Genomic DNA, 20,055 nt, shown 5'->3' with positions numbered 1-20,055 from the left:
GAAAGAAAGTCGCTTAGATTCTTATAACTCTTTATAAATTAAACATATGGCTTTTAGAAAAGATAACAAGATAAAGAGTAACTTTTCGAAGATTTCAATCGGTCTGGCCTCTCCCGAAGAGATTCTCGAAGGTTCGAGCGGTGAAGTTCTTAAACCTGAAACCATTAATTATCGTACTTACAAACCCGAACGCGACGGTTTGTTCTGCGAGCGTATTTTCGGTCCTGTAAAAGACTATGAATGCCATTGCGGAAAATACAAACGTATTCGTTATAAAGGAATTGTCTGCGATCGTTGTGGGGTAGAGGTTACCGAAAAGAAAGTGCGCCGTGAACGTATGGGGCACATACAACTTGTGGTGCCGGTTGCTCATATCTGGTATTTCCGTTCTTTGCCCAATAAAATCGGTTATTTGCTCGGTTTACCGACCAAAAAACTCGATGCGATTGTGTACTACGAACGTTATGTAGTGATACAACCGGGTATCAAGCGCGATACGCTCGATACCTACGATCTGCTTTCTGAGGAAGAATATCTCGATATACTCGATTCTCTGCCTAAGGAAAATCAGATGCTCGATGATAACGATCCCGAAAAATTCATAGCTAAGATGGGCGCAGAGGCTATTTATGATCTGTTGGCCCGTCTCGATTTGGACGAACTTTCTTATGAATTGCGTCACCGTGCCAATACCGACGGATCGCAGCAGCGTAAAAGCGAAGCTTTGAAACGCTTGCAGGTGGTTGAGTCGTTCCGTGCTTCTAAAGGACGCAATAAGCCCGAATGGATGATTCTTAAAGTGGTTCCTGTAATTCCTCCCGAATTACGTCCTTTGGTACCTCTCGACGGTGGCCGTTTCGCAACTTCCGACCTGAATGATTTGTATCGTCGTGTCATTATACGTAATAACCGGTTGAAACGGTTGATGGAGATAAAAGCTCCCGAAGTGATTTTACGTAATGAAAAACGAATGTTACAGGAAGCTGTAGATTCGTTACTCGACAATTCTCGTAAATCGAGCGCAGTAAAAACCGACGCAAATCGTCCTTTAAAATCGCTTTCCGATAGTCTGAAAGGAAAACAAGGTCGTTTCCGTCAGAACCTCCTCGGTAAACGTGTCGATTATTCAGCTCGTTCGGTAATTGTCGTTGGTCCTGAATTGAAGATGCATGAGTGCGGTCTCCCGAAAGATATGGCTGCCGAATTATATAAACCTTTTGTAATTCGCAAACTGATCGAACGCGGTATCGTTAAGACTGTGAAATCGGCTAAGAAAATCGTAGATCGTAAAGAACCGGTTGTCTGGGATATTCTCGAACATGTAATGAAAGGGCACCCCGTATTGCTTAACCGTGCTCCGACGTTGCACCGTCTCGGTATCCAGGCTTTCCAGCCTAAAATGATCGAAGGTAAAGCTATTCAGTTGCATCCGTTAGCTTGTACAGCTTTCAATGCCGACTTTGACGGTGACCAGATGGCTGTTCACTTACCATTGGGTAATGAAGCGATTCTCGAAGCGCAAATGCTCATGCTCGGTGCGCATAATATATTGAATCCTGCTAACGGAGCACCTATTACCGTACCTTCTCAGGATATGGTACTCGGGTTATATTATATAACCAAATTACGTCCGGGTTCTAAAGGCGAAGGGCTGGTATTTTATGGTCCGGAAGAAGCCGAAATAGCTTATAATGAAGGTAAAGTAACCCTTCACTCCAAAGTGAAAGTTATGGTCGATGACCTTGATGAAGAGGGTAATCCGATTCAGCTTTTGCGTGAGACATCGGTAGGTCGCGTATTGGTAAATCAGCTTGTCCCGAAAGAGGTAGGTTATATTAACGAGATTCTTTCTAAGAAATCGCTTCGCGATATTATCGGAAAAGTAATTAAAGTATGCGGTGTTACCCGTGCGGCTCAGTTCCTCGACGATATTAAGAATCTGGGATATTATATGGCCTTCAAAGGTGGTTTGTCGTTCAATTTGGCCGATGTGATCATCCCGCCCGAAAAAGAAGAGTTAGTGAACGAAGGATATGCCGAAGTTGAGCAGATTCTCAACAACTATAATATGGGGTTCATTACTTATAACGAACGTTATAACCAGATTATCGATACCTGGACACATGTAAACTCTAAATTATCGAATATCTTGATGAAACAGCTCTCGAGCGACAATCAGGGATTTAATTCGGTATATATGATGCTCGATTCAGGAGCCCGTGGTTCTAAAGAACAGATTCGCCAGCTTTCCGGTATGCGTGGTCTTATGGCTAAACCGCAGAAATCGGGAGCAGAAGGAGGACAGATCATCGAAAACCCGATTCTCGCCAACTTTAAAGAAGGCTTATCGGTGTTAGAGTACTTTATTTCTACTCACGGTGCCCGTAAAGGTCTTGCCGATACTGCTCTTAAAACTGCCGATGCAGGGTATCTGACTCGTCGTTTGGTAGATGTTGCGCATGACGTGATTATTCACGAAGAAGATTGCGGAACGTTGCGCGGATTGGTTTGTACCGAGATAAAGAATAATGAAGAAGTCGTAGCTTCTTTATATGAAAGAATATTAGGCCGTGTTTCGGTTCACGATGTTCAACATCCGCTTACCGGAGAAATACTGGTACATTCTGGAGAAGAAATCACCGAAGACATTGCTCAGAAAATACAGGAATCGCCGATAGAACGGGTAGAAATACGTTCGGTACTTACTTGCGAATCGAAGAAAGGAGTATGTGCTAAGTGTTACGGTCGTAACCTTTCTACTAATCGTATGGTACAAAAAGGCGAGGCAGTGGGTGTTATCGCCGCTCAATCGATCGGTGAGCCGGGTACACAGTTGACTTTGCGTACTTTCCACGTCGGTGGTATCGCTTCGAATATCGCAGCTGTATCGAACGTTACTTCAAGATACGACGGTATTCTCGAAATAGACGAACTCCGTACTGTCGATAGTGTAGACGAAAGCGGTAAGAAAGTAATGATCGTAGTAGGTCGTTTGGCCGAAATGAGAATAATCGACCCGAATACTAAAATCGTGCTCACGACGACCAATATTCCTTATGGCTCGAAATTGTTCTTTAATAACGGAGATTCTCTGAAAAAAGGAGATGTAGTCTGTGAATGGGACCCCTTCAATGCCGTTATCGTGTCGGAAGTCGGTGGTAAAGTAGAATTCGAAAATGTAATCGAAGGCGTAACTTACAAAGTTGAATCGGACGAGCAGACCGGTCTCCGTGAGAAAATTATTATCGAATCGAAAGATCGTGCACGGGTTCCCTCTGCGAATATCGTCGGTGAAAACGGGCAGATTCTTAAAACATACTCTCTTCCTGTAGGAGCTCACTTGATGATCGATCAAGGTAGTAAACTGCATCCGGGAGAAGTTTTCGTGAAAATACCTCGTGCCGTAGGTAAAGCCGGTGATATTACCGGTGGTCTTCCTCGTGTTACCGAGTTGTTCGAAGCTCGTAACCCATCTAATCCTGCCGTAGTATCGGAGATCGACGGTGAAGTTACGTTCGGAAAAGTAAAACGCGGTAACCGGGAAATTTCGGTTACGTCGAAGACCGGTCAGGTACAAAAATATTTGGTTCCTTTGTCGAAACAGATATTGGTTCAGGAAAATGACTATGTGAGAGCCGGTACGCCGCTTTCTGATGGAGCCGTTACTCCTTCCGATATTTTGGCTATTAAGGGACCGACTGCCGTACAGGAATATATCGTTAATGAGGTACAGGATGTTTACCGTCTGCAAGGGGTGAAGATCAACGATAAACATTTCGAAGTAATCGTACGGCAGATGATGCGTAAAGTTTCGATTATCGATCCGGGTGATACCCGTTTCCTCGAACAACAGGTTGTCGACAAACATGAATTTATGGATGAGAATGACCGTATTTGGGGTAAGAAAGTTGTGGTTGATGCTGGTGATTCTCAGACATTGAAACCGGGACAGATCGTTACTCCGCGTAAATTACGTGATGAAAATTCGATGCTGAAACGTCGCGATTTACGTCCTGTAGAAGTACGTGATGCTATACCCGCTACCTCCGATCAGGTATTACAAGGTATTACGCGTGCTGCATTACAAACTTCGAGCTTCATGTCGGCCGCTTCGTTCCAGGAAACAACTAAAGTACTTAACGAAGCTGCTATCAATGGTAAAGTCGATAAACTCGAAGGTATGAAAGAAAACGTAATTTGCGGACATTTGATTCCGGCCGGAACAGGTCAACGGGAATTTGACAAACTTGTCGTAGGTTCGAAAGAAGAGTTCGACCGCGTATTTGCTAACCGTAAAAATGTCACCGATTTTTAAAATCGTATAATTCACTATAATAAAAGCCGGTACTGCAAAAGTACCGGCTTTTGTATATTTATGTGTATGCCGGTATCCGAGTGAGAGCCGAGAATGAAAAGAGAATTAAAGGTTAATATTTTAATATAGAGATAATATATATTTTTAATATATTTAAATAGTCTATCTCTTCTCTTTATTATTGATTTTTAATTTTATATTTGCATATTATTTAATATATATTATATGAGAAAAATCTACTTTATAAAAAAGGTGTGGGTAAACATTATAGCGGTACTTGTGTTGCTGGCTTTACCTGGTTTGTCGTGGGCGCAATATACGGTTACGTTAACGTTAGCAGACGAGAGCGGGAATCCGATAACAAACCAAATGATGTATTTGTATGAAGAAATTACCGGAGAGGGCATAGGGCAGGCTGCCGCTAATGCACAGGGTAAATGTGTATTTGATAATATACCTGCTGGAGAATATAGCTCGACGCTAAATTATTATCCGGGAAACGGAATGGGGTATATGCCTATCGAAAAGAAATTTACGGTTTCTGGCAATACCGAGGTTTCTTATAGTTATGCCGAACATAAGAAACTTCGTTTCGAGGTGAAAGGTATCGATGGAAATACGGCTGATGGAGGGAACATAACTTTGTTAAATAAAAAAGGCCGGATGGTTAATGCCGATTTGGTAAACGGTACGGGAACGATTATATGTCTTCCCGGGAGTTATAATTATTCTGTGCGGATAAATACTGCCGCTATTCCCGAAACAGGAGAAGTTACGGTAACGGAAAACGCGACCAAAAACATTACTTTTGATGGCTATAAACCAGTGAAATTCGATCCCGGATTTGGTGCGGAAAAACCCTTTAATGCTATGGCCGGAATCTATGATCAGCTCGGCAAACAACTGAATCAAGTATATATTTATAATAGCGAAAGTGTCATGTATTTTCCGGAAGGGACATTTGATTATCGGATAATGTCGATGGAATCGGAAGGTAAACAGTATTTTCCGTTGAAAGGCAGTTTTACCGTATCGGGAGGCGAAACAAAAGTAAATCTCGATTACTCTTCTTTTATCGAAGCCGATTTTACCGTTCAATTACCGGAAGGTTGGCAATGTTCCAATATGGCGTTTACCGATGCTGAAGGAACCAAGGGAAGGCCGAGTTTACATACTCCCTTTACCGTTTATTATATTCCCCAAGGTACTTATACATGGGAGTTGGCTCCTCTGACAGATGTAAATTATAATAATTTTCCTTCGCCTGATTCTCGTAATATTGATATTTCGTCAACTCAAAAAAGTTTTTTCTGGGAAGTAAAAAGCGATGATTATTCTAACGTAACGCTCAAAGTTGAAGGGATTATTGATGAGATATTACAGGGAGGAAGTTTTGAGATAGATGTTACCTCTGACGATAATGCGTATGAATATTCGACCTATTTCGAAGCTGGCGAGACTAAATCGGTAAATTTACTGAAAGGAAAAGATTATACGGTTAAAACCGAGTTTTACGATAAAGATGAAAACACGTCTTATACCCTGAACATGACGAAATTTACCGTAACAGAATCTCCGCAAACCGTTGTGATTTCTTACGCCGATTATGTCCCGGTACATTATACGGTAAAAAATCAATCGGGAAACTTTATTTTCGCCGGAATATTAATTTCTCAGAAAGGAATAAGTGTTGGTACTTTGGGTGGTGAGGAAAACTCGGTACTGAATGGGACTTTCTATTGTTTGCCGGGTGAGTATGAGTTTATTGTAGCCTCTATGCAATCGGGTTATTCACCCTTGAAAATAACCAAAACGATAAGTGGAAATGAAAATCTCGATTTTGTTTTGAGTGAAGGAAACAATTATCTGGTAAATATTTATGTAGAAGGACGGGAAGCTACCGAAGATCATACGGGGTATTACGATCTTGAGGGAGCCACCGTGCGTTTGGGAAATCAGACTCTGATCAGCGATGCCGGGGGAAACACGATCTTTTTAAATATACCCCCTGCTAACGGTATTACCCTCGAAGTTTCTAAAGAAGGATATAAAACCATAACCCAGACAGTGGATATACCTAACGAGAATTCGGCAGGCAATGTCGCTTATTTCGAAATTACTCTCGATCGTATTCTGTCTTCCCTCGAAGAAAATACGGCACCCGATTTTACCGTTTATCCTACGGTTACCGACGGTACGATAACTGTAACATCGTCCGAATCTCATTCGGGAGTTTGGCAGGCAAGTATCGTTTCGCTGACAGGCGGAGTGCAGAAAACAGATGTTCTTACGGACGGTGAAAATACGATAGATGTGTCGGCTTTGCAACCGGGTATGTATATCTTGCGTATTACCGACGGTAATACGGTTGTCATCAAGAAAATAATTAAACGCTGAAATAGATAACCCGTAATAGGCGGCCTGTTCTTGACGGTAGAACAGGCCGTTTTTATTTTGTGGGAACACTTTACGGAGTACAGGTGTTATAAGCGAAAAATGAATAACAGGTTATTATATATTATCGATCCTTATTGTATCTGGTGTTATGGTAATATTTCGGTAATAAACCATCTATACGATATTTACAGAAACCGTGTTGGATTTAGAGTATTACCGGCCGGTTTATGGAAAGGGGAGAAAATCCGGAAAATAACTCCCGAACTGGAACGAATGTTGACATACCAGTCGCATAAAGTAGGTGAGATTACCGATACTACCTTTGGAAAGGCTTTTTATGATGCATTGAAAGTTCAAGGTCGTGATCTCGACAGTGAAATACCTTCGAGAGCAATGGTCACTATCGGAGAGTATTGGCCGGGTCGGATTATTCCGTTCTGTAATCTTCTCTTACAGTCATTTTTTATGTATGGACTTAATTTGTCGGAAGATGAAACATATTATCGTATTTCGAGACAACTCGAACTTTCGCCCGAAGAGTTTATATATTATTTTAAAAGTGAGGAGATCGGGAAAATTACAACCGAAAAATTCGAACAAGCAGCCGATTATCCGGCCGAATATCCCAGCTTGTATTTTGTAGACCGTATCGGTTCGGTATATCCCGTATCATACGGATATACTCGCTTTTCGCAATTACAACACCGTATCAATCAACTATTATAAATCGCTACATAAAGGTATTGGTTTTTTCGATAAAAAGCCCGACCTTTATCGTCGTTAAATGATAATCTGAAAGAAAATGGCACATCAGCACGAACATCACCACCATGCGCATATACAAGATATGCAAAAGGTTAATAAAGCCTTTATTGTCGGTATCGTATTAAATACGATCTTTGTGGGAGTGGAAGCCGCAGCCGGTTTTTGGTTCGATTCTTTGGCTTTGTTATCAGATGCAGGTCATAATCTGAGCGATGTGGTCAGCCTTATTTTGGCTATGCTCGCATTTAGGTTGATGAGGGTAAAACCGAACGATAAATATACTTACGGATACAAAAAAAGTACGGTATTGGTTTCGCTACTGAACGCGATTATATTATTGGTAGCAGTGGGAATGATCTTAGGTGAAAGCATTAATAAAATAAGAAATCCTCAGCCCGTCGACGGAAATGCGATTGCATGGGTGGCCGGAGTCGGGATTGTTATAAACGCTTTTACAGCGTTATTGCTATTCAGAGAGAAAGGACAGGATTTGAATGTAAAAGGGGCTTATTTGCATATGGCCGCCGATACTTTAGTCTCGGTAGGCGTGTTAGTCTCAGGGCTGATCATACAACATACGGGATGGTATCTTATCGATCCACTGATCGGTATTATTGTGGCAATTGTTATCCTTGTCTCTACGTGGGGATTATTGCATGACAGTATCCGGTTATCTCTCGATGGTGTGCCGGTAGGAATAGATGTAGAAAGAGTAAAGAAAACGATTCTGAAAAATCCATTGGTAAAAGGGGTACATCATATGCATATATGGGCCTTAAGTACAACGGAGAATGCCCTTACGGCACATGTTGTGGTAGATTCTGCAAAAGATATGGAAAATCTGAAATGTGAATTGAAACACGAGTTGAAAGAAGAAAATATACAGCATGCTACCCTTGAGATAGAACTTAAAGGGGCTCATTGCGACGGTACCTGTTGCGAATGAAATTTATTCTGTCTGAATTAATTAGCGGTGTTTTGTAACTTAATAGAAAATATGAAGATATTCGATAAATTAAAACATACTCATCATCCCAAATCGGCAGCACTCGATCTGCTTAAATACATCGGGCCCGGCTTGTTGGTAACAGTCGGTTTTATCGATCCGGGTAACTGGGCTACTAATCTGGCAGCGGGATCTACTTTTGGTTACGCTCTTTTATGGGTGGTAACTTTTTCATCGGTAATGCTTATTATCATACAGCATAATGTAGCGCATTTGGGCATCGTTACGGGACTATGTTTGGCAGAGGCTACAAATAAATATATACGTCCGGCACTGGCACGACCTATACTCGGATCGGCTATGTTGGCGAGTATATCTACATCTCTGGCAGAAATATTGGGAGGAGCGATTGCGTTACAAATGTTATTCTCTGTTCCGGTTAAGATAGGAGCTGTGATTATTACTGCAGTATCTGTATTTATGTTATTCAGTAATACCTACAGTAAAATAGAACGGTGGATTATTATGTTCGTTTCTATTATCGGACTTTCGTTTTTGTATGAGCTGTTTTTGGTCGATGTAGAATGGGGAACTGCTGTTCGGGGTTGGGTGACCCCATCGTTTCCCGAACAGTCGATGCTGATTATTATGAGTGTGTTGGGTGCTGTAGTGATGCCTCATAATCTATTTTTACATTCAGAAGTAATTCAGAGCCGGGAATGGAATCTCGAAGATGAACATGTGATAAAGAAGCAATTAAAGTATGAGTTTTACGATACCCTGCTATCTATGATAATTGGTTGGGCTATAAACTCAGCAATGATAATACTGGCGGCATCTACCTTTTTTAAAAAAGGTATTGTCGTAGAAGAACTGAGCCAGGCTCAGGAACTTCTTACTCCTCTTGTTGGAAACAGTGCGGGGGTTATTTTTGCCGTTGCACTTTTATTTGCGGGCATATCTTCTACCGTGACTTCGGGTATTGCAGGGGCCTCTATATTCGGAGGTTTTTTTGACGAGGCTTATGACCCCAAAGATATTCATACTAAACTGGGGACTTTGTTATCGTTCATTCCTGCTTTGCTATTAATATTTGTAATAAAAAATCCTTTTCAGGGACTTATTATTTCACAGATGTTGTTGAGTGTACAACTGCCGATTACTGTATTTACTCAGATATACCTCACTTCTTCTCGCAGAGTAATGGGAAAGCATGCTAATAAAAGATCGACTAATATCATTTTGTTGGCTTTGGGTTTGCTGGTTACCGGATTGAATATCGGATTGCTCGTGAGTTTGTTCTGAAATATATCCGAATCTATTATTACTGAATAAAATAAAAAGCCATGGAATACAGTTTTCATACCCGTCTTGGGGGCAGTATTATTCTTACATCGGCTTTTCATGAAAATGAAAATCTGCAAAGGGACAAATCCTTGTACAAATTTATCTGGGTACAAGACGGGTGCTTGCAACTGGAAATTGACCATATTCCCGTTATATTACGAAAAGATGAGGTAATCTCTCTTACTCCGTTACATCATATCGATAGGGTCGGTATTGATGGAGAATATATTATGTTACTTTTTAATAGTAATTTTTACTGTATTTACGGCCATGATAATGAGGTGTCTTGTAATGGTTTTCTTTTTAACGGATCTTCTTATGTAATGAATCTCGAATTGGGTGAAGAGCAGTCCGATATTCTACATGAGATCGTTAATAATATCGAAAAAGAATATGATAACAAGGATAACTTGCAGGAAGAAATGCTTCGCATATTCTTGAAACGTTTTATTATAACTTGCACTCGTATTGCCCGTAATAAGTTTTCGATTAATCGCGAAAAAGAAAAAAGTTTCGACCTGGTACGCCGGTTTTATGTATTGGTAGATAATCATTTTAAAGAAAAGAAGATGGTACAGGACTATGCGTCTATGTTACACCGGTCGCCCAAAACGCTTACCAATTTATTTGCTTCCTATGGTTTGCCTTCTCCCTTACGGATAATCCGGCAACGAACAGAAGCCGAGGCAAAACGATTATTATTGTATAGTACCAAAAGTGCTAAAGAAATTGCCGATATACTTGGTTTTGAGGATTTGGCCACATTCAGCCGTTTTTTCAGGAATATGAGCGGAGAAAGTATTTCCGGTTTCCGAAAAAATATAAAACGGGAATAATCGACAACTTATGCTGTAAAATTGCCATTTATTTTTCGTTTTTGAATACCGACTTTTGTATCATAATAAAATTTTAAAATAAAGAGATTATGATATCGAGGATGAAAAGTTTATATCAGTCGTTTTTACAGTTTACTGCTTCTTTGCAAAAGGTTGGTATTAATCTTATTCGTGTTGCAATTTTGATAATTTTTGTTTGGATAGGAGGCCTTAAGTTCTGGAACTATGAAGCGGAAGGAATTGTACCGTTTGTAGCTAACAGTCCGTTTATGAACTTTTTTTATACTCAAAAAGCACCCGATTATAAATCGTATAAATTAAAGGAGGGAGAATACGATGCGGTAAAACAGGCATGGCATAAAAAGAATAATACATACGGGTTTTCCAAGGGACTCGGTATTCTTATTATGGGTATTGGCATTTTTGTGTTTTTGGGAATAATCTGGCCTAAAATAGGGATGGTAGGTGCCGTACTCGCAATAATTATGACGGTTGGCACTTTATCGTTTTTGGTAACGACTCCCGAGGTGTGGGTTCCTGATCTGGGAAGCGGTGAATATGGTTTTCCTTTACTTTCGGGTGCGGGCAGGTTGGTAATAAAGGATACCGCGATATTAGCAGGAGTTCTTGTCGTGTTATCCGACTCGGCACAGCGAATATTGAATAAACAAAAAAATAAATGATTATGGAAAATTACGATGCGATTATTATTGGGTTCGGTAAGGGTGGAAAAACCCTTGCTGCCGACCTGGCGGGCCGGGGATGGAAAGTCGCGATAGTAGAACGTTCCGATAAGATGTACGGCGGAACATGTATAAATGTAGGATGCATTCCTACAAAAACATTGATATATGACGCGCGTATGGCCAAATATCGGGCCGGAGATCAGTGGCAAGATAAGGCTGCATATTATTATAATGCCGTTGAAAGAAAAAATGGTGTAACAACGGTACTACGGAAAAAAAATTACGATAGTTTGGCTTCCCATGAGAATATTAAGATTTATACAGGAGTCGGATCGTTTGTTTCTTCCGATGAAGTTTCTGTTAAGACAAATGACGGTGAGATCGTATTAAAAGCACGGTATATTTTTATAAATACCGGTGCTAAAACAGTTGTTCCACCTATTGCCGGAATAAAAGGGAATCGTTTTGTGTACGATAGTGCTTCGATAATGAATTTGAAAGAACTTCCGCACCGGCTAGTGGTTATAGGAGGAGGTTATATCGGTCTTGAATTTGCTTCGATGTATGCTATGTTCGGCACTGAGGTGATTGTTTTAGAAGGTGGAAAAGAATTGTTGCCACGTGAAGACCGGGATATTGCAGAGGCAGTTGTGGAATCGCTTAATCGTAAAGGAGTTACTTTTTTAGCTGATGTAAAGGTAAATTCGATCGATGAAACAGAGTTGAATGCCAGGGTATCGTATATTGATTTGAATAGCCATAAAGAGTACGTAATCGAAGCTGATGCCGTACTGGTAGCTGTTGGGCGTCACCCGAATACCGATGATCTTTTTCCCGAGATAGCAGGAATCGAAGTTGATGAAAAAGGAGCAATTGTTACCGATGAATACTTACGTACATCTAATCCGCATGTTTGGGCAATGGGAGATGTGAGAGGTGGTTTACAGTTTACTTATATTTCTCTCGATGATTACCGTATCGTACGAGAAGGATTGTTTGGTCGGCAAGAACGTTCGCTTAGTGATCAGTATCCTCCGGTATATTCGGTTTTTATCGATCCTCCCTTATCCCATGTGGGTATGAATGAAACCGAAGCCCTTAAAAAAGGTTATGAAATAAAAGTAAATAAGTTATCTGTGTCGGCGATACCACGTATGAAAATATCGGGAAAAAGCGAAGGTTTGTTGAAAGCGGTTATCGATATTAAAACCGGGAAAGTTTTGGGTTGTACCTTGTTTTGTCCCGAATCGAGTGAAATAATCAATATAGTTTCCTTAGCTATAAAATCTGGTCGGGATTATACCTTCCTGAGGGATTGTATTTATACTCATCCGAGTATGAGCGAGTCGTTTAATGAATTGTTTAAATAAGGCGATTTTTTAGGATATAATTTCGTTTAAAATGCGAATGCTACCAGAATAGATTGATAAAAATTGAATTTTAGAAAATAAAAGTCCGGTCGGTTAAATACCCAAAGACCCGGTTTTCATTGAAAACCGGGTCTTTGGGTATATCAGATATTTTAAAATGGTTTGAAACCCATAATTTCCCGCACATCACGTAATGTTTTAGCAGCGCTTTCACGGGCTTTTTCTGAACCGGCTTTAACAACTTTCCGCAAATAATCTTCGTTATTCTGTATATCGAGAATACGTTCCCTTATCGGGAGAGTTACTTTCAGGATGTCTTCTGCCAGTTGTTTTTTCAGATCTCCGTATCGAATTTCGCAATTATTGTATTTTTCTTCAAAATATTCGACTGTATCGGGAGTCGAAACAATTTTCAAAATCGTAAAAAGGTTTTCTACCGGTTCCGATTTGGGCGAATTCGGTGTTTGAGGACCTTCGTCGGTAACGGCCCGCATGACTTTTTTACGCAGAGTTTTTTCGTCATCGATTAGATATACGCAGTTTCCTTCCGATTTCCCCATTTTCCCGGTTCCGTTCAACCCCGGAATTTTAATGGATTCGGCTCCGAAATTATAACTTTCCGGTTCGGGGAAATACTCTACTCCGTAGATGCTGTTGAACCGGCGCGAAAAGCGTCTTGTCATTTCAAGGTGTTGTTCCTGGTCTTTTCCTACGGGAACTTTTGTCGCTTTGTGTATCATAATATCTGCTGCCATCAAAGAGGGATAGGTCAGTAGGCCGGCATTTACATTTTCGGGTTGTTTTCGCACTTTTTCTTTAAAAGATACCGTGCGTTCCAGCTCCCCTATATATACATGCATATTCAGTAAAAGATACAATTCGGAAATTTCTGGTACATCGCTTTGTATAAAAATAGTGGAAGCTTCCGGATCGAGTCCTGCGGCAAGGTATTCCGAAAGTATATTTTTTACATTTACATGTAATAAAGAGGGATCGGGATGGGTTGTCAGGGAATGGAGATCGGCAATAAAGAAGAAGCAATTGTTTTCATGTTGCATTTTTACGAAATTGCGAAGAGCCCCGTAATAATTCCCTAAATGTAGGTTCCCGGTAGAGCGAATACCGCTCACAACAGTTTCATTCATATAGTTTGATATAAATTATAATTTCTCAAAATCGAGGTACAAATGTAACAAAAATAGCGTTTTGCACCAAGCGGGATTTATCCTAATAATTGCTTTTCGATCAGGGAATGTAGAGCGGGAGGGGCGGCCAGTATCGATATTTCTCGATCTGTCCGGTAATAGGTAACGAGAGCTCCAGCTTCTTGAGCGATAAGCATTCCTGCACAAATATCCCAAAGGTGTAAGTTGGGTTCCCAATATCCATCGAGAAAACCAGCACCTACGTAACATAGGTCATAGGCAGCCGATCCCGATCGGCGGATACCTCGTATCAACGGTAATATTTTAGATAATTCGGCGAGGTTGTTGTCGGGATTCGTATCTTTATCGATGGGAAATCCTGTTGTGAGTACCGAAGGCGCCAGGGATGTTTTTTGTGATACGTGTATTGGCTGATGGTTCATAAAACTTCCTTTACCTTTTATGGCGGTAAATAATTCGTCGAAATAGGGGATATATACTACACCTAATACCGTTTCGTTCTGGTATTGCAAACCGATCGAAACACTGAAAATAGGAAGTCCTTGGCTAAAATTGGTCGTTCCATCGAGCGGATCTATTACCCATTCGTAGTCACTATGACCTTTGTGCATACCACTCTCTTCCCCTAAAACCGAATGAGAGGGGTATGTTTTTTCGATTTGTCTCAGAAAATAATTTTCACTTTCTTTGTCTGCCGCTGTTACGACATCATTGATGTTGGCTTTTAGTTGTAGATTAAGACTGTTTCCCCTGAAATAAGTTAAGTGTATGCGTCCTATTTCGTGTGCCCAGTCTATGGCGTGCGCGAGCATTTGGTTCAAGTCTTCCATAGTCTCTTTATTGATGATTTGATATAAAAACAGGCGTAGAACCTGAATCCCCGCCTGTATAAATTTTTTTTACGTATGTTATAAGAATTTTATCAATCATTTTCTTCTTCGAGATCTTCGATCGGCAGTTGTCTTTTAAAAGCTTCTTTGAAAGAAATGAGTGATTCGGTACGGGCGAGGCCCAAAGGTTGTAGCTTAGAATGTATGATACTCAACAAATGACTGTTGTTACGGGCATATAATTTTATAAACATATCATATTGCCCGGTAGTATAATGGCATTCGACTACTTCGGGTATCTCTTTCAGTTTAGCAAGAACATCGCCGAACTGTCCCGGGTTTTGGAGATATAATCCGATGTAAGCACAAGTTTCGAAACCTATTTTATTGGAGTCGATCGTGTATTCCGATCCTTTGATGATACCCAGGTTGGTTAGTTTCTGTACACGCTGATGTATCGCTGCACCCGAAACGTTACATTCTCTGGCTACTTCAAGGAACGGTATTCGGGCATTCGATGCGATAAGTTTTAGAATTTTATAATCCAAGCTGTCTAACTGATGGTGTCCCATTTCCTTGTTATTTATCGTATGTAAATTTGCAATAATATACAAAGTTAAACAGAAAGATAATATATTCAACAAAAACGGCCTTTTTTCTTTGTGTTTAATAAAAAAACAGATAATAAAACGACTGATTTATTTCATAATTAAAAATAATATGCATTTCTGTTTCTGAAGTCCGTTTGCAAAATTCGAGGTGAAGCTGTATCTTCGTATTTTATAGATTTTAAAAATAGATAAGATGATACGATTGGTGCCGGTTGCAAATAATGATGATAAAGTCATGTCGTATATACGACAGATTTATGATGAATCTTTTCCGATAGATGAACGAAGGGATTTTAACGAAGTGAAAGTGCTATTGAAGTCCCGTGCCGAGTTTGTATTGTATCTGATTGAATCTGATGGGAAAGAAGTGGGTTTTATTTCTTCTTGGGAATTTCCCGATTTTATCTATGTCGAGCATTTTGCCATCGATCCGTCGTGCCGGGGTGGTGGCTATGGAGCTGAAACTTTACAGTGTTTCCTCAGTGATGTTACAAAGCCGGTAGTGCTTGAAGTAGAAAGGCCTGAAGACGATTTCAGCCGTCGTCGTATCGCCTTTTATGAACGTGTAGGCTTTAAATTATGGGGAGAAATTGCATATATACAACCGCCTTACGATACAACCCGGAAACCTCTTGATTTATTGCTGATGACATTCGGAGATATCGATCTTTCTTCTACCTTTAAATTGGTAAATACAACTTTGCACAGGGAAGTATATGGGGTAAAAGAATAAAATTGTGTCAGTATTTATCTTGTAAAAAACGTAAGGCCAGATAAGTAAATGTTTCCACACCTGTTATTAGAGCCGATTCGTCTATAAGAAAACGGTCGGTATGCTGTTCTCCACATTGAGGGTTGTTTTTCCCTTTTACCCCAAGCCGATAGAAAGTGGAGGGTATGGTTTCAGCGAAGAATCCGAAATCTTCTGATGTCATTCTCCTTTCCATTTCTCCTACATTTTCCGACCCTAATATTTCTCGGGCATAATTGGCAGCTTTTCGTGTGACGAACGCATCGTTTGTAACGGCCGGATATCCTTCGGGAATAGATATTTCGCATTCGCATCCGCAAGCCTTTGCTGTGTGCTGTATTGTTTCTCTTATTAATGGTTTTAATCTTTTTCGTTCATTATTATCCATACAACGGAAGGTGCCGGCAAGGGTAACTTTATCGGGAATGATATTCGTTGCCCCATCGGCGATTAAGCGGCCGAATGTAATTACGGCAGGTATAAACGGATTTCTGCGTCGACTGACAATTTGTTGTACCGCTACAACAATTTCTGAAGCTGCCAGTACAGTATCGTTTATGCGATGAGGCATTGCTCCGTGTCCTCCTTTTCCTTTTACGACGATATGTATTTCATCGGCAGAGGCCATGACGCAACCTTCGCCGAAAGTAACTTTACCACTATCTATTTCCATGTTGGTGTGTTGTGCGATCATCAGTTCCGGTTTTATTTCATTGAAAATGCCGTCTTCAAGCATTAATCTGGCCCCTCCCGGGTGTTTTTCCTCTCCCGGTTGAAAGATGGGCAAAACGATGCCGTCGAATTTATCACGCAACTGATTTAGGATTAGCGTTGTTCCAGCCAGGCAGGCGGTGTGTGCGTCGTGGCCGCAAGCGTGCATAATATGTTGATTTACCGAACGAAAAGGTATGTCGTTGGCTTCTTGTATGAATAAAGCGTCCATATCGGCCCGCAAACCGATAATACGTCCTTTTTCTTTACCTTCTATGCGAGCCATGATCCCGTATCCTCCGATATTTTTTCTAAAAGGTACACCGGCATCTACAAGTATCTGTGTTATGTATGCCGAGGTTTCTTTTTCTTCGAAAGATAATTCGGGATACATATGCAAATGGCGGTATATTTCAGAAACTTTTTGTTGAGTCTGTCTCACAAGTTCTTTAACAATTCCTTTCATGGGATATGGTGTTTATTCTTGGGGCAAACTTAAACATTCCTGTAGAGTGTGGCAATTATCCGATGTTATTTCTTTATACGATATGCGAGTTAATTATGTATAATTTAGTTAATATGTTAAAACGATGATTAAATAGTGTAGTTTCAGAAAATAGTATTACATTTGCTTTACGGAGTTTGTACTTCGAATTTATATAAATAAAAAAGACAAATGAGACTGTATTGCGGCTTTGTAGCCGTTGTTTTAGGTATTAGCATATTTCTGTTATCGTGTGTCGGTGATTCCGACAATAAGAAGATCATAACGGTAACCATTCAACCGCAAAAATATTTCGCAGAGAAAATTGCCGGCGATAAGTTCGAAATAAACTGTATTGTTCCTAATGGTAGTAATCCCGAAGCATACGATCCTTCTCCTTCGAATCTGGTGCATGTAGGGAAAAGCGTCGCTTATTTTAAAATCGGAAATATCGGGTTTGAAATGGCGTGGTTGGGCAAATTAGCTCAGAATAATCCCGCTATGAAAATTTATGACAATGCAGAGGGAATTGAGATATTAACAGGCACGCATCAGCATGAAGGGCATGTAGAACATCAGCAACACGAAATAGAGGTTGATCCTCATTATTGGAGTTCTCCCAAACAGGCGCAGGTAATTGCTCGTAATATGTATAAGGCTTTTGTCGAATTAGATCCTGAAAATAAAGATTTTTACCGTAAGAATTATGATAATCTTACGTCTGAAATTGTGCGTATGGATACTTTTATGACTCAGAAGCTGGCTCCGGTAGAGGGTTCTGCATTTATTATTTATCATCCGTCATTAAGCTATCTGGCACATGATTACGGTTTAAAACAGATGAGTATCGAATTGAACGGAAAATCCCCGTCTGCACGATATATGAAACAAATTGTGGATACGGCCCGTGAAAACAATGTGAAAGTAATATTTATTCAGAAAGAATTCGATGTAAAGCAAGCTCAAACCCTGGCTAAAGAACTCGGGTGCAGAATTGCTCAAATCAATCCGCTGAATTATAACTGGAATGAAGAACTGGAACATATTACCAATGAGCTCAGTCGATAATAAAGTAATCGAGGTTTCCGGTGTATCTTTATGTTATGACCGGCTTCCTGTACTCGAAAATATAAATCTTGATATTTATAAAGGTGATTTTTTGGCAATAACCGGACCTAATGGGGGAGGAAAAACTTCTTTGTTGCGGATTATATTAGGCTTATTGAAGCCTAATATCGGAAAGGTGCATTATTATCGGGACGGTCATTGGGTGCGTGATCTCAATTTGGGCTATCTTCCTCAAAAAAATGGGATCGATTCCCGTTTTCCCATAACAGTTTCAGAGGTAATTGCATCCGGTTTGATGAACGGCCGATCATTGGGGCGTCTTTCTGTTGAACAGTACGCTATGGTATCTGAAATGATTCATCTGATGGGACTCGAAGAATTGGCGGATCGACCTATAGGAGGACTTTCGGGAGGCCAGTTGCAGCGTACATTATTGGGACGTACTTTGGTTTCACAGCCCGAAATACTCATTCTCGATGAGCCGTCTTCTTATGTAGATAAGGTTTTTGAAAGTCGCATGTATGATTTACTGAAGGATATATCTTACAAAACGACTATTTTACTCGTTTCTCACGAGGTGAATCATGTAACAGAACTGGCGAGTCGTACAGTGAGAATAAATAAGACCCTGCAAGAGGTTTTATAAATACAGAATATTATTTGACTCTTCTGTAAACACCTCCGGGATACGCTTGTATAAGTCCTTTAAACTCGAGTTCGAGTAACGAAGCTAATATTTCAGGGGCGGGACGATCGGTAAAAATGGTCAGTTGTTCTATCTGACATTCTCCTTTATCCTGTAATATTTTTAAGATAGTTTCTTCCTGTTCGTTAACTTCGGAGAATAGGCTGGGTTGTATTTCTTTTTTCAGAGGACGTTCCCAACACATGGCATCTATGAAGTCTTCGGCAGAAGTAATCAATGCAGCTTGGTTACATGCGATCAAACGATTGCAACCTTTAGAATAGGTGTCCCCGATACGTCCCGGAAGAGCAAATACATCCCTTGAATATCCCGAGGCAATTCCTGCGGTAATCAATGCCCCTCCTTTTTCTGCCGATTCTACGATGACAGTCGCATCAGATAATCCTGCTACGATACGATTACGAGCGATGAAATTCCCCCGGTGTAGCAATTGTTGTGAAATGTATTCGGTAAGTAATCCGCCGTGAGACAACATTTCTATTGCTGTTTGGCGATGAACTGGGGGATATAAGGTATTCAGACCGTGAGCAAGTACGCCTATAGTCTGTAGTCCGGCCTGTAAAGCAGCACGGTGTGCGGCAATATCTATACCGTAAGCTAAGCCGCTTACGATAATACTTTCGGGAAATATTTGCGATAAGTCGTTGATGAATTCGGTACAAAATCCCCGACCATAATTGGTCGCATGGCGTGTACCGACGATACTTATTATGCGGGATACATTCAGGTCGGCATTTCCCCGGTAGTAGAGCATCAATGGGGCATCGACACATTCGAGCAGTCTGGAAGGGTAATCCGGGTCGGTAAAGAATAAAGGAGTAATCTTATTTTTTTCGATAAACTCGGCTTCTTTAAGGGCTTGTTCTTTTGCCTTTTGTCGTTTATCGTCAGCAAAAACAGGGCTTTGCAATCCCGAAACTTTTTGTAATATGTCCTGTTTACAAGAAAAAATTTCCCGTACTTCTCCGAAGGATTCCAGTAATAACCGGGCCATTAGCATGTTCATGCCTTTAATACGGGTAAGAGCTATTTTATAAATAAGGTCGTTGTTGCAATTCATTAATGT

Annotated in this window: 16 protein-coding genes; 11 read left to right on the top strand and 5 right to left on the bottom strand. The window is 40.5% G+C overall.

Annotated features, from left to right (window positions below):
* Nucleotides 1-46 precede the first annotated feature (46 nt).
* The 8 genes from rpoC to NMU02_RS06015 all read left to right on the top strand — a co-directional run bounded on the left by rpoC (nucleotide 47) and on the right by NMU02_RS06015 (nucleotide 12,662).
* Nucleotides 47-4,315, top strand: a complete 4,269-nt coding sequence (gene rpoC / locus NMU02_RS06050) for a DNA-directed RNA polymerase subunit beta' (protein ID WP_255026540.1) — start codon at nucleotides 47-49, stop codon at nucleotides 4,313-4,315.
* A 225-nt stretch (nucleotides 4,316-4,540) separates the two neighbouring features.
* Nucleotides 4,541-6,712: a T9SS type A sorting domain-containing protein gene (locus tag NMU02_RS06045; RefSeq protein ID WP_255026538.1), complete on the top strand. Its 2,172-nt coding sequence runs from the start codon at nucleotides 4,541-4,543 to the stop codon at nucleotides 6,710-6,712.
* Between the two features lie 99 nt (nucleotides 6,713-6,811).
* Entirely contained in the window at nucleotides 6,812-7,438 is a 627-nt protein-coding gene (locus NMU02_RS06040) for a thioredoxin domain-containing protein (protein ID WP_255026536.1), read from the top strand.
* 76 nt (nucleotides 7,439-7,514) lie between these two features.
* Nucleotides 7,515-8,423, top strand: a complete 909-nt coding sequence (locus NMU02_RS06035; RefSeq protein WP_255026535.1) for a cation diffusion facilitator family transporter — start codon at nucleotides 7,515-7,517, stop codon at nucleotides 8,421-8,423.
* Between the two features lie 51 nt (nucleotides 8,424-8,474).
* Nucleotides 8,475-9,728: an Nramp family divalent metal transporter gene (locus tag NMU02_RS06030; protein ID WP_255026534.1), complete on the top strand. Its 1,254-nt coding sequence runs from the start codon at nucleotides 8,475-8,477 to the stop codon at nucleotides 9,726-9,728.
* Between the two features lie 41 nt (nucleotides 9,729-9,769).
* Complete coding sequence (locus NMU02_RS06025) at nucleotides 9,770-10,606, top strand: AraC family transcriptional regulator (protein WP_255026533.1); 837 nt, start codon at nucleotides 9,770-9,772, stop codon at nucleotides 10,604-10,606.
* Nucleotides 10,607-10,695: 89 nt separating this feature from the next.
* Complete coding sequence (locus NMU02_RS06020; RefSeq protein WP_255026532.1) at nucleotides 10,696-11,289, top strand: DUF417 family protein; 594 nt, start codon at nucleotides 10,696-10,698, stop codon at nucleotides 11,287-11,289.
* A 2-nt stretch (nucleotides 11,290-11,291) separates the two neighbouring features.
* Nucleotides 11,292-12,662, top strand: coding sequence for an FAD-dependent oxidoreductase (locus tag NMU02_RS06015; protein WP_255026531.1), 1,371 nt, complete (start codon nucleotides 11,292-11,294; stop codon nucleotides 12,660-12,662).
* A 152-nt stretch (nucleotides 12,663-12,814) separates the two neighbouring features.
* Here the strand turns inward: NMU02_RS06015 and trpS are convergent, their stop codons facing one another.
* The 3 genes from trpS to NMU02_RS06000 form a co-directional block, all read right to left on the bottom strand.
* Nucleotides 12,815-13,807 carry a tryptophan--tRNA ligase gene (gene trpS / locus NMU02_RS06010; RefSeq protein ID WP_255026529.1) on the bottom strand — a complete coding sequence of 331 codons (993 nt, stop codon included), beginning with the start codon at nucleotides 13,805-13,807 and terminating at the stop codon, nucleotides 12,815-12,817.
* A 77-nt stretch (nucleotides 13,808-13,884) separates the two neighbouring features.
* Nucleotides 13,885-14,658, bottom strand: coding sequence for an inositol monophosphatase family protein (locus NMU02_RS06005; protein ID WP_255026528.1), 774 nt, complete (start codon nucleotides 14,656-14,658; stop codon nucleotides 13,885-13,887).
* Nucleotides 14,659-14,750: 92 nt separating this feature from the next.
* Complete coding sequence (locus NMU02_RS06000; RefSeq protein WP_255026527.1) at nucleotides 14,751-15,230, bottom strand: Lrp/AsnC family transcriptional regulator; 480 nt, start codon at nucleotides 15,228-15,230, stop codon at nucleotides 14,751-14,753.
* A gap of 232 nt (nucleotides 15,231-15,462) precedes the next feature.
* Here NMU02_RS06000 and NMU02_RS05995 point away from each other — a divergent pair, with 232 nt between their 5' ends.
* Complete coding sequence (locus tag NMU02_RS05995) at nucleotides 15,463-16,002, top strand: GNAT family N-acetyltransferase (protein ID WP_255026526.1); 540 nt, start codon at nucleotides 15,463-15,465, stop codon at nucleotides 16,000-16,002.
* 7 nt (nucleotides 16,003-16,009) lie between these two features.
* Here NMU02_RS05995 and NMU02_RS05990 read toward each other — a convergent pair whose 3' ends face one another.
* Nucleotides 16,010-17,197, bottom strand: a complete 1,188-nt coding sequence (locus tag NMU02_RS05990) for a M20 metallopeptidase family protein (RefSeq protein WP_255026524.1) — start codon at nucleotides 17,195-17,197, stop codon at nucleotides 16,010-16,012.
* Nucleotides 17,198-17,407: 210 nt separating this feature from the next.
* Here NMU02_RS05990 and NMU02_RS05985 point away from each other — a divergent pair, with 210 nt between their 5' ends.
* Together NMU02_RS05985 and NMU02_RS05980 are read left to right on the top strand one after the other, a co-directional pair.
* Entirely contained in the window at nucleotides 17,408-18,283 is an 876-nt protein-coding gene (locus tag NMU02_RS05985) for a metal ABC transporter solute-binding protein, Zn/Mn family (RefSeq protein WP_255026523.1), read from the top strand.
* On the top strand, nucleotides 18,267-18,929 hold the full coding sequence (locus NMU02_RS05980; RefSeq protein ID WP_255026521.1) for a metal ABC transporter ATP-binding protein: 663 nt from the start codon (nucleotides 18,267-18,269) through the stop codon (nucleotides 18,927-18,929). The genes NMU02_RS05985 and NMU02_RS05980 overlap by 17 nt, the downstream gene beginning before the upstream one ends.
* Nucleotides 18,930-18,939: 10 nt before the next feature.
* On the opposite strand, the gene dprA is transcribed toward NMU02_RS05980, so the two are convergent.
* Nucleotides 18,940-20,049: a DNA-processing protein DprA gene (dprA, locus tag NMU02_RS05975; protein WP_255026519.1), complete on the bottom strand. Its 1,110-nt coding sequence runs from the start codon at nucleotides 20,047-20,049 to the stop codon at nucleotides 18,940-18,942.
* Nucleotides 20,050-20,055: the final 6 nt, after the last annotated feature.

The organism is Coprobacter tertius (assembly GCF_024330105.1).
In the GTDB taxonomy this organism is placed as follows: domain Bacteria; phylum Bacteroidota; class Bacteroidia; order Bacteroidales; family Coprobacteraceae; genus Coprobacter; species Coprobacter tertius.
The sequence above is the reverse complement of the archived record's forward strand: the minus strand, read 5'-3'. Positions and strand labels throughout refer to the sequence as shown.

What these genes read in the sequence shown, in the direction of transcription:
- rpoC (WP_255026540.1), top strand. Translation starts at nt 47, where the DNA reads ATGGCTTTTAGAAAAGATAACAAGATAAAGAGTAACTTTTCGAAGATT.
- NMU02_RS06045 (WP_255026538.1), top strand. Translation starts at nt 4,541, where the DNA reads ATGAGAAAAATCTACTTTATAAAAAAGGTGTGGGTAAACATTATAGCG.
- NMU02_RS06040 (WP_255026536.1), top strand. Translation starts at nt 6,812, where the DNA reads ATGAATAACAGGTTATTATATATTATCGATCCTTATTGTATCTGGTGT.
- NMU02_RS06035 (WP_255026535.1), top strand. Translation starts at nt 7,515, where the DNA reads ATGGCACATCAGCACGAACATCACCACCATGCGCATATACAAGATATG.
- NMU02_RS06030 (WP_255026534.1), top strand. Translation starts at nt 8,475, where the DNA reads ATGAAGATATTCGATAAATTAAAACATACTCATCATCCCAAATCGGCA.
- NMU02_RS06025 (WP_255026533.1), top strand. Translation starts at nt 9,770, where the DNA reads ATGGAATACAGTTTTCATACCCGTCTTGGGGGCAGTATTATTCTTACA.
- NMU02_RS06020 (WP_255026532.1), top strand. Translation starts at nt 10,696, where the DNA reads ATGATATCGAGGATGAAAAGTTTATATCAGTCGTTTTTACAGTTTACT.
- NMU02_RS06015 (WP_255026531.1), top strand. Translation starts at nt 11,292, where the DNA reads ATGGAAAATTACGATGCGATTATTATTGGGTTCGGTAAGGGTGGAAAA.
- trpS (WP_255026529.1), bottom strand. Translation starts at nt 13,807, where the DNA reads ATGAATGAAACTGTTGTGAGCGGTATTCGCTCTACCGGGAACCTACAT.
- NMU02_RS06005 (WP_255026528.1), bottom strand. Translation starts at nt 14,658, where the DNA reads ATGGAAGACTTGAACCAAATGCTCGCGCACGCCATAGACTGGGCACAC.
- NMU02_RS06000 (WP_255026527.1), bottom strand. Translation starts at nt 15,230, where the DNA reads ATGGGACACCATCAGTTAGACAGCTTGGATTATAAAATTCTAAAACTT.
- NMU02_RS05995 (WP_255026526.1), top strand. Translation starts at nt 15,463, where the DNA reads ATGATACGATTGGTGCCGGTTGCAAATAATGATGATAAAGTCATGTCG.
- NMU02_RS05990 (WP_255026524.1), bottom strand. Translation starts at nt 17,197, where the DNA reads ATGAAAGGAATTGTTAAAGAACTTGTGAGACAGACTCAACAAAAAGTT.
- NMU02_RS05985 (WP_255026523.1), top strand. Translation starts at nt 17,408, where the DNA reads ATGAGACTGTATTGCGGCTTTGTAGCCGTTGTTTTAGGTATTAGCATA.
- NMU02_RS05980 (WP_255026521.1), top strand. Translation starts at nt 18,267, where the DNA reads ATGAGCTCAGTCGATAATAAAGTAATCGAGGTTTCCGGTGTATCTTTA.
- dprA (WP_255026519.1), bottom strand. Translation starts at nt 20,049, where the DNA reads ATGAATTGCAACAACGACCTTATTTATAAAATAGCTCTTACCCGTATT.